This is a genomic window from Microvirga antarctica, from assembly GCF_017921815.1.
GTDB classification, from domain to species: Bacteria; Pseudomonadota; Alphaproteobacteria; order Rhizobiales; family Beijerinckiaceae; genus Microvirga; species Microvirga antarctica.
Map to the genome: position 1 here is coordinate 1,077,887 of NZ_JAGEMM010000001.1, position 13,114 is coordinate 1,091,000.

Below are 13,114 nucleotides of genomic sequence, written 5' to 3' on the forward strand. Positions count from 1 at the left end.
CGCCAGCCTGCAACGCACCGACCTGCCGTCTCACCGACCCCGGGCCGTCAGTGATCGCGGTGGACAACGCCATTGTCCGAATCGGCCTCGGCACCCTCGACGGAGGACAGTTGGTTTTGGACCTCTCGCAGCCAGGCGAGATTGGCCTCATTGTCCTCTTCGGCAAGCGCGCGTTCAGCAGCCCGAAGTTCGCTATGTAACGTGCGTGCGCGGCGATGCAAGGTGATGGCTTGCCTCAATGCGTCTTCAAGCCGCACAGAATCCGCGTGAATGTCCAGCATCCAGCGGTCTCCGGGCCGCACCTGGGCGGTCAGTTTCTCGGCCGCCTGGGTCAATCCCGCCCGCGCAAGACGCGCCTGCATGACGCTGGTATCGACCGGCTCGCCGCTGGCTGCGCCGTCGAGCAGAAACCGCCTGAAGGCCTGCGCGGCTTTGCCCTCAAGTTCAATCTCCGCAAGGATTTCAGCATTGTTCTGCAACAATTCCGGGTGGGCCAGAAAAACGCACAGGATGACGGCCTCCCGGGGACTTTCCACGATCCCGCCCAGGAAAAGGGCGCTCTGGGCGAGCAGCGGGCTGACGCTGAGACGGGCATTCGGGGTGGTGGGTGCAGGCCCCCATCGGTCACGCCGCTGACCCTGGGGCTGGCGCTGAAAACGATTGGCGCGCGAATCCGGATTCAACGCCGAAATGCGGCTTTCGATGTCCTCGCGATAGTACCGTTTGAGAGTCTCGTCCCGAATCAGTGCAAGTGATTCGCGAAGCCGTCGCTCGAGGCCCGCCCGCCGCTCCGGCGTGTCCAGTGGTGAGACCTCGATTTCGCGCGCCCATAGGATGTCGACAAGGGGCCGGGCTCCCGCCAGAACCCGCTCGACCGCCTGGGCGCCGCCTTCCCGGGCCAGATCGTCGGGGTCCTGCCCTTCCGGCAGGAGCGCGAACCGAAGGGATTTGCCCGGCGCGAGATGAGGCAGCGCGGTGTCGACAGCCCGGAAGGCCGCCCGCCGTCCCGCCTTGTCGCCATCAAAACACAGGATCGGATCCTCGCTCAATCGCCAGAGCAGGCCCAGTTGGTCGTCTGTGAGCGCGGTGCCCAGCGGCGCCACCGCGTTGGCGATGCCGACCGCGTTCAGCGAAATCACATCCACATAGCCTTCGACCGCGATGACCGTGCCCCGATCATGAGCGGGCTTGCGGGCGAGATGATAGTTGTAAAGCAGCCGCCCCTTGGCGAAGAGCGGGGTGTCGGGGGAATTGAGATATTTGGCCGGCGCATCGGCGCTCATGGCCCGGCCGCCGAAGGCCACGATGCGCCCGCGGACATCCGCGATGGGAAACATGACCCGGTCGCGAAAGCGGTCATAGGGGACCTTGAGGTCCTCGGCGGTCACCAGAAGGCCTGCCTCCTCCATCATGGCGAGCGGCACACCCTTGCCGGCGAGGTGATCGCGCAGGGCATAGCGGTCCGGCGGTGCGTAGCCGATCCGGAAGCGCGCCTGGGTCTCGTGGCTCAGGGAGCGGCTCGCCAGATAGTCACGGGCCTTGAGGCCGAACCGGCCCTTCAGCGACGCCTCGAAGAATTCGGTCGCCAGATCCATGACGTCGTAGAGGCTGTTGCGCTTGACCTCCTGCTCCTGGTCCTCGCGCGTCATCTTCGGCAGGCTGACGCCCGCTTCAGCGGCCAGCCGTTCCACCGCCTCCGGAAACGAAAGCCCTTCCGTCTCCATCACGAACGAGAAGATGTCCCCGTGCTTGCCCGACGAAAAGCAGTGATAGAACTGCTTCTGGTCGTTCACATAGAAGGAGGGGGTTTTTTCCGCGTTGAACGGCGACAGCCCCCGCCATTCCCGCCCAGCCTTCTTCAGCCGCACGCGCTTGCCCACCACGGCCGAGGCCGGCAGGCGGGCGCGTATCTCCTCGAGGATCTGGGGCGGGTAGCGCACGAAAGCGGATGCTCCTGATGGCGAATTGTAGCGCGAAGGCAAGGCAACCGAAACGCCAGCACCCGAACCCGGGGTTACCCCTTCGGCAGCATATCCTTGACGAGCGCGCTGGCCTTGCCGAAATCCATCTGGCCGGCGAATTTCGCCCGCAGGATGCCCACGACCTTGCCCATATCCTTCATGGAGGTCGCGCCGGCCTCGGCGATGGCAGCATCGATGGCGGCCCGCGTGTCGGCATCGTTCATCTGCTGGGGCAGGAAGGCCGCGATGATCTCGGCCTCTTCCTTTTCCTGCTGGGCCAGCTCGGGGCGACCGCCCTGCTCGTACATGGCCATGGATTCCTGGCGCTGCTTGATCATTTTCTGCAGCAGGGCAAGGATCTCGGCCTCGGTCGAGGGGCCACGGCCGGCGCCGCGCGCCTCGATATCCTTGTCCTTCAACGCCGCCTGGATCAGCCGGACGGTGCCGAGCTTGCGCTTGTCGCCGGCTTTCATGGCCGCCTTCATTTCCGTCGTGAACCGTTCGCGCATGGCGCTACTCCTTGTAAAATCGTTTTGCCGCCCAAGCGTTGACGTGGCGCGAGCGGCACCTTAAGTCACTGCAATAGTTCAAAGGCGGCCCAGATTGGCCAGCTCTCGCGCGGCCCGTTGGCCTGGGACTTAAAGAGATCATGACGATGCTGCAAGACAAACACGCCGCCGGGACACCTGCGGAGGGCTGGACGGAGCCGCGCGCGACCGCCCTGCTCGTGCTTCAGGACGGAACCGTTCTGGAGGGTTTCGGCATCGGCGCCGTGGGCGAAGCCATCGGCGAGGTGTGCTTCAACACCGCCATGACGGGTTATCAGGAAATTCTCACCGATCCGTCCTATGCGGGCCAGATCATCACCTTTACGTTTCCCCATATCGGCAATGTCGGCACCAACGACGAGGATACGGAAAGCGTCAACGCGGCCGCCTCCTCGGGCATCCGTGGCGTCATCATCGGCGCTGCTATTACCGAGCCGTCCAACTGGCGCGCCTCCCGGCATCTCGACGCCTGGCTGAAGGCGCGCGGAATCGTAGGTCTCTCCGGGGTCGATACCCGCGCGCTGACGGCATTGATTCGCGACCACGGGATGCCGAACGCGGTGATCGCCCACGACCCGGGCGGCAACTTCGATATCGAGGGCCTCAAGGCGCGGGCCGCGGCCGCCATCTCCATGGACGGCCTCGACCTCGTGCCGCTGGTCACCAGCAGCCAGCGCTTCGACTGGCAGGAGAGCACCTGGGAACTGGGCGAAGGCTACGGGGCTGCTGGCAGCCCGACCCACCATGTGGTGGCGATCGATTACGGCGTGAAGCGCAATATCCTGCGGCTTTTGACCCATGCCGGCTGCAAGGTGACGGTGGTGCCGGCCACGGCCTCTGCGGACGAGATCCTCGCGTTGAAGCCGGATGGTGTGTTTCTGTCCAACGGACCCGGCGATCCGTCGGCGACCGGGGAATACGCCGTCCCGGTCATCCGCCGGCTGCTCGACGAGAAGGTCCCGACCTTCGGCATCTGCCTCGGCCATCAGCTCCTCGGCCTCGCGGTCGGCGCCCGCACGACCAAGATGCACCAGGGGCATCACGGGGCCAATCACCCGGTCAAGGACAAGACGACCGGCAAGGTCGAGATCACCTCGATGAATCACGGCTTTGCGGTCGATCCGACCTCCCTGCCGGTCAACGCGGTCGAAACCCACGTGTCGCTCTTCGATGGATCCAATTGCGGGATCGCGCTGACCGACCGGCCGGCTTTCTCCGTGCAGTACCACCCGGAAGCCTCGCCGGGACCGCAGGACAGCCATTACCTGTTCGACCGGTTCGTGAAACTCATGGACGCCGAGCCTGCCTCCAAAGCGTGAGCCATCACGCACGATCTGACAGCCGCCGCGACATCGCGGCGATTGCGCTCTCGTCCCAAATCACGGTAACCCCTCGTTAACCATAAACGTCGACGATGCGGACCTACCTTGGGGCTTGTCCATGACCATCAACGATGACGCCGGCCGATTCAGCCGTTTTCACGGCCTTTTCACCTTCCATCTCGGAATTGCCGTCGCGCTCGCCTGGGTAAGCGCGCTTTCTGCCTCGCTGTATGCTCCCTGGGTGAGAAATATTCGCCCACTTCTTGACCCCGGCTACTCCGGCAAGGTCGAGAGCACCGGGTCGTTTCTCTTCATCTTCCCGACTGTCATGGCCGCCGCCTGGCTGCTGAGCGTGTTCGGACGGGATGCCCTTCGGCAGGTTCAGATCCTGAAGAGCGAGGCCATCGAGTTTGGCGTGGCGGGTCTGGTATCGTTCGTTCTGTTTTACGTGTCCGTCGATCGGGCAGTGGCCGCTTTCGTCCTGGCGCTCTGAGAATCCGGCCCAACTCTCGGCATCTGCCGCCGCTCTTGAAACTTTTCCCAGATTGTTCCGTTGGTGGTCCTCCGGCTGCCGCAATCTGCGTTTCCAGTGCGCGATGCCGCGTCTCCACCGTCGGGAGAAAACCGCTTCCACGCGGCTTCGCTCTGCGGCAGGGTGGAGACGCCTCTCTTCTTAAGACGGTCCACTGCATGAATTGGCGCGACTACTGGAATCAGGACACCCCGATTTATTCGGGCGAGCGGCATAAGCTTCTCCACTATCGCGGCGTTGCCAACGACATCATCGACCTGATTCCCTTCTCGGAGGCCGCCATCCTCGATTATGGATGCGGCGAAGCCCTGTTTGCCGACCGGGTTGCCGCCCGTTGTGGCCATCTCTACCTGTCCGACGCGGCGCCTCTGGTGCGCGGCCGGCTCGAAGAGCGGCTCGGGAGCAATGCCAAGGTGTCCATTCTGGCCCCCGAGGAGGTCTCGGCATTGCCCGACGGGGCTCTCGACGTAATCATCGTTAATTCGCTGCTGCAATACCTCTCGCTGGAGGAATTGCGGACCCTGCTGGGCCTGTGGCGGGACAAGCTTTCCGCCCAAGGGCGTCTCGTGATTGCCGATGTGGTGCCGCCCCATCTCAGCCCGGTGACGGACGCCAGGGCGCTGCTGTCCTTTGCGTGGACCGGCGGCTTCCTGAAATCCGCCGTCGTCGGCCTGGGGCGAACGGCGTTCTCGGATTACCGGCGGCTTCGGGGAGCCATCGGTCTCTCCCAGTATGACGAAGCGGAGATGCTCGACATTCTTCGCGCAGCCGGATTCCATGCTGAGCGCGCGCCGGTCAATCTTGGACACAATCAGGCGAGAATGACGTTTTTCGCCTCACCCGGCCCTCTGGTGGCTCTCACGCAAACGTCCAGACCTTGTGGGCCAGAAAGCTCCACAGCATGACGATGCCCGTCGTGACGAGCTGGGCCGGCAGGTAGGGCGCGCCAAGCCATTGCGTGAAGACGGACATGAACAGCCAGGTCAGCAGGAATCCCACGAGCGCCACCAGAGCAAAACGCCAGCCCGCCTCCCGGTGCGGCCGCGTGCTGTCATAGGTGTGCGTCCGGTTCAGCTGATAGGAGACCAGCCCGCCAGCCACATAGCCGACGAGCGTCGCCGCCACCGGTTCGGCCGCCAGACCCTCCACCAGCCCGATAAGAAGGCCATAATGGACCACTGCCGCCGCAAGCCCTACGCCGAAGAAGGCGGCGAACTGGCGGGCAACATGGCGCAGGGATGACATCTCGATCACGCCTCTCGCATATCCTCTCGGCGGCGCCCGGTCACCTGCCTTCCCCCAAGGTCTTCCCGAAGGACCCGCCACCGTCTTGCACGAGAAGCTGCGCGTTGGCCCTTCCTTTGGGCGGGAACCACGTGTAAGAGCCTCACTCAACCTTTAATCTGACAACATCCCGGCTGCGCGTTAGAGCGCCGCATCATGCGGTCGCGCGGCTGGATACGGGTGGCCAATGCCGAAACGGACCGACATCTCTTCCATTCTCATCATCGGCGCAGGCCCGATCATCATCGGGCAGGCATGCGAGTTCGATTATTCGGGCACGCAGGCCGTCAAGGCTCTGAAGGAAGAGGGTTACCGAATCGTCCTGGTCAATTCCAATCCGGCCACGATCATGACCGATCCGGATCTGGCAGACGCCACCTACGTGGAGCCGATCACCCCCGAGATCGTCGCCAAGATCATCGAGAAGGAGCGGCCAGACGCGCTGCTGCCGACCATGGGCGGCCAGACGGCGCTGAACTGCGCCCTCTCGCTGAAGAAGATGGGCATTCTCGACAAGTACAACGTCGAAATGATCGGCGCGACCGCCGAGGCGATCGACAAGGCCGAGGACCGGCAGCTCTTCCGCGAGGCCATGACCAAGATCGGCCTCGACACGCCAAAGTCCCGCCTGGCCAACGCCTCGGCGTTGAAGAGGGCGGACCGGGACGGGTATCTGGCGGAACTGGCGCGGCTCGAAGCCCTCGACATGCATCCGGGCGACAAGAAGCGGATCGTGGCGAGCTACGAGCTGAAATGGAATGCCGGCGAGAAGGACCGCCGCAAGCGCTACCAGGAGCACGCCATGGGCGAGGCTCTGCTCGCCCTCTCAGAAGTGGGCCTTCCGGCGATCCTGCGGCCGTCCTTCACGATGGGCGGAACGGGCGGCGGCATCGCCTATAACCGCGAGGAGTTCCTCGACATCGTCGAGCGCGGCCTCGATGCCTCGCCCACCAACGAGGTGCTGATCGAGGAAAGCGTTCTCGGCTGGAAGGAGTACGAGATGGAAGTCGTCCGCGACAAGGCGGATAACTGCATCATCGTCTGCTCCATCGAAAACATCGACCCGATGGGTGTCCACACCGGCGATTCGATCACGGTCGCGCCGGCGCTTACCCTGACGGACAAGGAATACCAGATCATGCGCGACGCCTCGCTGGCGGTTCTGCGCGAGATCGGTGTCGAGACCGGCGGCTCCAACGTCCAGTTCGCGGTCAATCCCGAAAACGGGCGCATGATCGTCATCGAGATGAACCCCCGGGTGTCGCGCTCTTCGGCGCTTGCCTCCAAGGCCACCGGGTTCCCCATCGCCAAGGTCGCGGCCAAGCTGGCGGTCGGCTACACGATGGACGAGATCGCCAACGACATCACCGGCGGCGCGACGCCCGCCTCCTTCGAGCCCACCATCGACTACGTGGTGACGAAGATCCCGCGCTTCGCGTTCGAAAAATTCCCCGGCGCGGAGCCCACGCTGACCACAGCCATGAAGTCGGTCGGCGAGGCGATGGCCATCGGCCGGACCTTCCCGGAATCCCTCCAGAAGGCGCTCCGTTCGCTGGAAACCGGGCTGACCGGCCTCGACGAAATCGAGATCGAGGGCCTCGGCAAGGGCGACGACCGCAACGCCATCAAGGCGGCGCTCGGCACCCCGACGCCGGACCGGTTGCTCAAGGTCGCCCAGGCGCTCAGGCTCGGCGTCAGCCAGGACGAGGTCTACGAGTGCTGCAAGATCGACCGCTGGTTCCTGGAGCAGCTTCAGGGCATCATCGACCTTGAGGACAAGGTGAAGGCCTTCGGCCTGCCGCAGACGCCGGGCGCTTTCCGTCACCTGAAGGCGATGGGCTTCTCAGACGCGCGACTGGCCGTGCTGACGGACCGGACCGAAGCCGACGTGCGCGCGCTGCGGCGCTCGCTTTCCGTCCGCCCGGTCTACAAGCGGATCGACACCTGCGCGGCCGAGTTCGCCTCGCCGACCGCCTACATGTATTCCACCTACACCGCCCCGTTCGCCGGCAAGCCGGCGGATGAATCCGCGCCGAGCGACGCCAAGAAGGTGATCATCCTCGGCGGCGGACCGAACCGGATCGGCCAGGGCATCGAGTTCGATTATTGCTGCTGCCATGCCTGTTTCGCCCTCAAGGATGCGGGCTATGAGACCATCATGGTCAATTGCAACCCGGAGACCGTCTCGACCGATTACGATACGTCAGATCGCCTGTATTTCGAGCCGCTGACCGAGGAGGACGTCCTCGAGATCATCGAGACCGAACGCTCCAACGGCACCCTGCATGGGGTGATCGTCCAGTTCGGCGGCCAGACGCCGCTCAAGCTCGCCCGGGCGCTGGAGGAGGCGGACGTGCCCATCCTCGGCACCTCGCCCGACGCCATCGACCTTGCGGAGGACCGGGACCGGTTCAAGCGCCTGCTCGACAAGCTGCACCTGAAGCAGCCCAAGAACGGCATCGCGTATTCGGTCGAGCAGAGCCGCCTGATCGCCACCGATCTCGGCCTGCCCTTCGTGGTGCGCCCCTCCTATGTGCTGGGCGGCCGCGCCATGGCGATCATTCGCGACGAGGTGCAGTTCGAGGATTACCTGCTGGGCACCCTGCCCAGCCTGATCCCGTCCGACGTGAAGGCCCGCTACCCCAACGACAAGACGGGCCAGATCAACACCGTTCTGGGCAAGAACCCCCTGCTCTTCGACCGCTATCTCTCCGACGCCATCGAGGTGGACGTGGATTGTCTGTCGGACGGCAAGGACGTGTTCGTGGCCGGTATCATGGAGCATATCGAGGAAGCAGGCATCCATTCGGGCGACTCCGCCTGCTCGTTGCCGCCCCGCTCCCTGTCGCCCGAAATCCTGGCTCTGCTCGAAAAGCAGACCAAGGCTTTGGCGCTGGCATTGAACGTCGGCGGCCTGATGAACGTGCAATACGCCATCAAGGACGGCGACATCTACGTGCTGGAAGTCAACCCGCGCGCGTCCCGCACCATTCCGTTCGTCGCCAAGGTAATCGGCGAGCCGATCGCCAAGATCGCGGCCCGCATCATGGCGGGCGAGCCTCTGGCCCATTTCGCCCTGGTGGCGAAGGAGCTGGACCATATCGGCGTCAAGGAAGCGGTGTTCCCCTTCGCGCGCTTCCCCGGCGTCGACGTGCTGTTGGGTCCCGAGATGCGCTCGACCGGCGAGGTCATCGGCCTCGACCGCAGCTTCGGTGTGGCCTTCGCCAAGAGCCAGCTTGGCTCGGGCACGCAGGTGCCCAAGACCGGGACCCTCTTCGTATCGGTGCGCGACAGCGATAAAGCGCGGATCCTGCCGACCATCCAGATGCTGGAGGAAGCGGGCTTCCTCGTGGTGGCGACCAGCGGCACCCAGAAATTCCTGGTGGAGAACGGCGTCAAGGCCAAGCGGATCAACAAGGTCCTGGAGGGGCGCCCGCACGTGGTGGACGCCATCAAGAACGGGGATATCCAGCTCGTGTTCAACACCACCGAGGGCGCGGGGGCGCTATCGGATTCCCGTTCGCTTCGCCAGGCGGCCCTCTTGCATAAGGTGCCCTACTATACCACTCTTGCAGGTGCGATCGCGGCGGCCGAGGGCATAAAAGCCTATTTGGGCGGCGATCTCGAGGTTCGTCCGCTGCAGGACTATTTCGCCTGAGGCGCGAGCCTCAATAAAGGAACTGCGAAGCTTCACAGAAGTTTTCGTTGATCAGCGAGGGCGTCGGAAACGGCGGCCTCGTACCTCTTTTTGAACGAGACGAACGATGGAAAAGGTCCCTCTGACGATCAAGGGTCATGCTGCTCTCGAGGAAGAACTCAAGCAGCGGCAGCAGGTCGACCGCCCCCGGATCATCCAGGCGATCTCGGAAGCCCGGGCGCTGGGCGATCTGTCCGAGAACGCCGAGTATCACGCCGCCAAGGAGGCGCAGTCTCTGAATGAGGGGCGCGTGCTCGAGCTGGAAAGCCTGATCTCCCGCGCCGAGGTGATCGACGTCACCAAGCTGTCCGGCGACCGGATCAAGTTCGGAGCCGTGGTCCGGCTTGTGGACGAGGACACCGAGGAAGAGAAAACCTACCAGATCGTCGGCGATCCGGAGGCGGATGTGCGCTCCGGCCGCGTCTCGATCTCTTCGCCGATTGCCCGGGCGCTGATGGGCAAGACGGTGGGCGACACCGTCGAGGTCACCACCCCCGGCGGCGGAAAATCATACGAGGTGGTTGGCGTCACCTTCGGCTGACCCGATATGGAAGTCGGGGGTGAAACGAGGAAACCGATCATGACCCGACTCTCACGCCGCCAGATGATCACCGGGCTTGCGGGCGTCGCGTTTTGCGCGCCCCCGCTCGCGGCCCTGGCTCAGACGCAGGCGTTTCCCCAGTTCTTTTCGTCCCTCTCGGTGGATGTCAGCGTTCTCAAGGCCAAGGGGCTTGGGGGGTTCGCAGATCTCGTGGGAGCAGCAACCCTCGACGAATTGCGCCGCTCCTTCGCCGACAGGATCGATCGTCGCGGTCCGCGCCTTGTGGTCCGGCTCACCGGCATCGACCTGACGGCCTTCCCGGATGGCGGCGGCGAGCGCTGGTGGGGGCGTGGCTCCGGCGGCGGCACGGATTCGATCAACGGCGAGGCCCTGGCGATCGGCCCCCGCGGCGAGGTCATCGCCCGGCATCCGCAACTGGCGGTTCTGGATGTGCGCACCAGCATCCTGACGCCCAATGAGCATGGCCGCGCCGTTGCCGTCGCCCAGCACTACGTGCGCTGGCTGCGCCGCGAACTGATCAGCTAGGCGTTTTGTCGCTTAAGCGCGGACGTCAGGCGCGTCCTCGATGGGAATCAAGGGCTCGTCCTTGACGAGATCGAGTGCGAGCGAGGTGCGCACATTGCGCACATTCGGGAGGGACGTCAGGTCTGAAACAAACCCCTGAAACGCCTGCAGATTGGGCGCGACACATTTCAGGATGAAGTCGATATCGCCCGAGAGCTTCCAGCACTCCCGCACCATCGTCCAGGCTGTGATGCGATCCTCGAACGCCTTGAGGTCGGCCTGCCCCTGCACGGCGAGTTGCACCATGGCGAAGCAGACCATCTCGAACCCGAGCGCCTTGGGATCGAGCATCGCCCGGTAGGCCTTGATGATTCCCTCACCCTCAAGGGCGCGCACCCGGCGCAGGCAGGGCGGCGCCGACAGACCCACGCGACGCGCCAACTCCACATTCGTGATGCTGCCGTCGGCCTGAAGTTCCTTCAGGATGGCCCAGTCGATGGAATCGAGGCGTCCGCGCACGTGATCTCCGGGAAAAGCTCGTCTGCGCTGACTAGACGGTGTAGAGGCGTGACACAAGAAGCTGTCGTGAAGAAGTCGCAACGAACACCATGAACTCCACAGGCCCTTTGATCGATTCTTGCGCCGTTGTCGCGCCGTGACGGAGGTCCCGGCCCTCACAGCCTGGGTGCTCACGGACGGCAAGGCCGGTGACGAACTGCAGGCGCTGAGCATCGCGGAGGCCCTGGGGCTCGAGGCGGAAATCCGCCGCGTCAAGCCGCGCCCGCCGTTCAGCTGGTTCATGCCATTCGGCCCCATCGACCCGCGCGAACGGCCCGGCGCGGGCCAGTCGCCGCTGGCGCCGCCCTTTCCCGACATCGCCATCGCGTCGGGTCGCCGGGCGGTTCCCTATCTGCGTCTCGTCAAGCATGCCTCAGGCGGGCGCACCTATACGGTGTTCCTGAAGGATCCGCGCACCGGCCCCGGCATCGCCGATTTTATCTGGGCGCCGAGCTACGACCGGATCACGGGCCCGAATGTGCTGAAGACATTGACGTCGCCCCATCGCATCACCCCGGACCGTCTTGCGCGGGCGCGACACAGACCCGATCCCCGCCTGGCTGCCCTCCCCGAGCCCCGGGTTGCCGTGCTGGTGGGCGGCGACAGCCGGCACCATCTTTTCACCGAAGATGACATCGCGCGGTTCGGCGACAGGCTGTCGGCGCTGGCGGCAGGCGGTGCAACCCTGATGATGACGGCCTCGCGCCGCACACCCGCGGCTCTGCGCAGGAGGCTCGCGAATCTCGCGCAGGCCGAGGGCGGCTTCCTGTGGGACGGCGCGGGCGACAACCCCTATCTGGACATTCTCGCGCTGGCCGACGGCGTGGTCGTCACCGCCGATTCGTTCAACATGGTGGGCGAGGCGGCGGCGACCGGCGTGCCGGTCCTGATCTACGAACCATCAGGCGGCCACCCCAAGCTCGCCGTGTTCCTCGACGCCCTGAAAGCCAAGGGAATTGTGCATCCCTTCGAGGGGCGGCTTGAAGGCACCCCCTACAAACCCCTAAATTCAACCTTTGACATTGCCACCGCCATCGCTCAGGGCGTGGCCTCCCATCGGCGCGCGCTTGGCCTCGACCGCACGCCCAGGGGACCGGAGAGACATTGATGGCCCAGACTCACGCCAAGCTTATCATCATCGGCGCCGGCCCGGCCGGCTACACGGCTGCCATCTATGCCGCCCGCGCGATGCTGGAACCGTTGCTGATTTCCGGCTTCCAGCCCGGCGGCCAGTTGATGATCACGACCGATGTGGAGAATTATCCCGGCTTCGCGGACGTCATCCAGGGTCCCTGGCTGATGGAGCAGATGCGCATGCAGGCCGAGCATGTGGGCACGCGGATCGTGTCTGACCACATCGTGAAGGCCGAACTGGGCCAGCACCCGATCCGACTCGAGGCCGATTCCGGCGCCGTCTTCACCTGCGATTCGCTGATCATCGCCACGGGCGCGCAGGCGAAATGGCTCGGCCTCCCCGCCGAGGCGAAGTTCCAGGGTTTTGGTGTGTCCGCCTGCGCCACCTGCGACGGTTTCTTTTTCCGGGGCAAGGAGGTGGTCGTGGTCGGTGGCGGCAACACCGCCGTCGAGGAGGCGCTCTATCTCGCCAATCTCGCCTCCAAGGTCATCGTCGTCCATCGGCGCGACAGTTTCCGGGCCGAACGGATCCTCCAGGAACGGCTGTTCAAGCACCCCAATATCGAGGTCATCTGGAATGCGGCTGTCGAGGATATCGTGGGCGGCGACAAACCGCTCTCGGTCACCCACGCGGTCCTGAAGAATGTGCAGACCGGAGAGGTTAAGCACCTGCGCACGGACGGCATCTTCATCGCCATCGGCCACCGGCCGTCCACGGAGCTCTTCGTCGGGCAGCTCGACATGAAGCAGGGCGGCTATCTGCAAACCAAGCCTGGATCCACCGCCACCAATGTCCCGGGTGTCTTCGCGGCAGGCGACGTGGCCGACGACGTGTTCCGGCAGGCGGTCACGGCCGCGGGTCTTGGCTGCATGGCGGCGCTGGAATCCGAGCGCTACCTGCAGGCGGTCGAACTCTCCCGAGAGGCCGCCGAGTAAGGCGGTTTCGCACGGGCGAAAGAATTGTTAGCCATTTGGGCAGAATTCCTATTGTGTCCAACTGATACTCGCAGGA

12 protein-coding genes are annotated in these 13,114 nt (G+C 64.6%); 8 read left to right on the top strand and 4 right to left on the bottom strand.

The features are described from left to right. Positions 1-47: 47 nt before the first annotated feature. Positions 48-1,940 (bottom strand): DNA primase, encoded by a 1,893-nt coding sequence (gene dnaG / locus J4G32_RS05170; RefSeq protein WP_210485045.1) that lies wholly within the window; start codon positions 1,938-1,940, stop codon positions 48-50. A 74-nt stretch (positions 1,941-2,014) separates the two neighbouring features. Then, a complete protein-coding gene (locus J4G32_RS05175; RefSeq protein ID WP_210485046.1) occupies positions 2,015-2,470 on the bottom strand; it encodes a GatB/YqeY domain-containing protein in 456 nt (151 codons plus the stop codon). Positions 2,471-2,616: 146 nt separating this feature from the next. Between J4G32_RS05175 and carA the strand changes: the two genes are divergently transcribed. The 3 genes from carA (at position 2,617) to J4G32_RS05190 (ending at position 5,268) form a co-directional block, all read left to right on the top strand. After that, positions 2,617-3,828, top strand: coding sequence for a glutamine-hydrolyzing carbamoyl-phosphate synthase small subunit (gene carA, locus J4G32_RS05180; protein WP_210485047.1), 1,212 nt, complete (start codon positions 2,617-2,619; stop codon positions 3,826-3,828). A gap of 121 nt (positions 3,829-3,949) precedes the next feature. Further along, positions 3,950-4,324 carry a hypothetical protein gene (locus tag J4G32_RS05185; RefSeq protein WP_210485048.1) on the top strand — a complete coding sequence of 125 codons (375 nt, stop codon included), beginning with the start codon at positions 3,950-3,952 and terminating at the stop codon, positions 4,322-4,324. A gap of 197 nt (positions 4,325-4,521) precedes the next feature. Continuing rightward, complete coding sequence (locus J4G32_RS05190) at positions 4,522-5,268, top strand: class I SAM-dependent methyltransferase (protein ID WP_210485049.1); 747 nt, start codon at positions 4,522-4,524, stop codon at positions 5,266-5,268. On the opposite strand, the gene J4G32_RS05195 is transcribed toward J4G32_RS05190, so the two are convergent. Then, entirely contained in the window at positions 5,222-5,608 is a 387-nt protein-coding gene (locus J4G32_RS05195; protein WP_210485513.1) for a GtrA family protein, read from the bottom strand. The two genes, J4G32_RS05190 and J4G32_RS05195, sit on opposite strands and share 47 nt — an antisense overlap. Before the next feature lie 226 nt (positions 5,609-5,834). On the opposite strand from J4G32_RS05195, the gene carB reads away from it, so the two are divergent. The 3 genes from carB to J4G32_RS05210 all read left to right on the top strand — a co-directional run bounded on the left by carB (position 5,835) and on the right by J4G32_RS05210 (position 10,431). Next, positions 5,835-9,305: a carbamoyl-phosphate synthase large subunit gene (gene carB, locus J4G32_RS05200; RefSeq protein ID WP_210485050.1), complete on the top strand. Its 3,471-nt coding sequence runs from the start codon at positions 5,835-5,837 to the stop codon at positions 9,303-9,305. A 106-nt stretch (positions 9,306-9,411) separates the two neighbouring features. Beyond that, positions 9,412-9,885 (top strand): transcription elongation factor GreA, encoded by a 474-nt coding sequence (gene greA / locus J4G32_RS05205; RefSeq protein WP_210485051.1) that lies wholly within the window; start codon positions 9,412-9,414, stop codon positions 9,883-9,885. 39 nt (positions 9,886-9,924) lie between these two features. Then, entirely contained in the window at positions 9,925-10,431 is a 507-nt protein-coding gene (locus J4G32_RS05210) for a hypothetical protein (protein WP_210485052.1), read from the top strand. A 12-nt stretch (positions 10,432-10,443) separates the two neighbouring features. Here J4G32_RS05210 and J4G32_RS05215 read toward each other — a convergent pair whose 3' ends face one another. Continuing rightward, complete coding sequence (locus J4G32_RS05215) at positions 10,444-10,929, bottom strand: Lrp/AsnC family transcriptional regulator (protein ID WP_210485053.1); 486 nt, start codon at positions 10,927-10,929, stop codon at positions 10,444-10,446. 118 nt (positions 10,930-11,047) lie between these two features. On the opposite strand from J4G32_RS05215, the gene J4G32_RS05220 reads away from it, so the two are divergent. Next, positions 11,048-12,076: a mitochondrial fission ELM1 family protein gene (locus tag J4G32_RS05220; protein ID WP_210485054.1), complete on the top strand. Its 1,029-nt coding sequence runs from the start codon at positions 11,048-11,050 to the stop codon at positions 12,074-12,076. After that, on the top strand, positions 12,076-13,038 hold the full coding sequence (trxB, locus tag J4G32_RS05225) for a thioredoxin-disulfide reductase (RefSeq protein WP_210485055.1): 963 nt from the start codon (positions 12,076-12,078) through the stop codon (positions 13,036-13,038). Before J4G32_RS05220 ends, trxB begins: the two co-directional genes overlap by 1 nt. The last annotated feature ends 76 nt before the right edge of the window (positions 13,039-13,114 follow it).

Coding starts and splice junctions, on each gene's coding strand:
- J4G32_RS05185 (WP_210485048.1), top strand. CDS start 3,950: ATGACCATCAACGATGACGCCGGCCGATTCAGCCGTTTTCACGGCCTT.
- carA (WP_210485047.1), top strand. CDS start 2,617: ATGCTGCAAGACAAACACGCCGCCGGGACACCTGCGGAGGGCTGGACG.
- J4G32_RS05175 (WP_210485046.1), bottom strand. CDS start 2,470: ATGCGCGAACGGTTCACGACGGAAATGAAGGCGGCCATGAAAGCCGGC.
- J4G32_RS05210 (WP_210485052.1), top strand. CDS start 9,925: ATGACCCGACTCTCACGCCGCCAGATGATCACCGGGCTTGCGGGCGTC.
- trxB (WP_210485055.1), top strand. CDS start 12,076: ATGGCCCAGACTCACGCCAAGCTTATCATCATCGGCGCCGGCCCGGCC.
- J4G32_RS05195 (WP_210485513.1), bottom strand. CDS start 5,608: ATGTCATCCCTGCGCCATGTTGCCCGCCAGTTCGCCGCCTTCTTCGGC.
- greA (WP_210485051.1), top strand. CDS start 9,412: ATGGAAAAGGTCCCTCTGACGATCAAGGGTCATGCTGCTCTCGAGGAA.
- J4G32_RS05190 (WP_210485049.1), top strand. CDS start 4,522: ATGAATTGGCGCGACTACTGGAATCAGGACACCCCGATTTATTCGGGC.
- carB (WP_210485050.1), top strand. CDS start 5,835: ATGCCGAAACGGACCGACATCTCTTCCATTCTCATCATCGGCGCAGGC.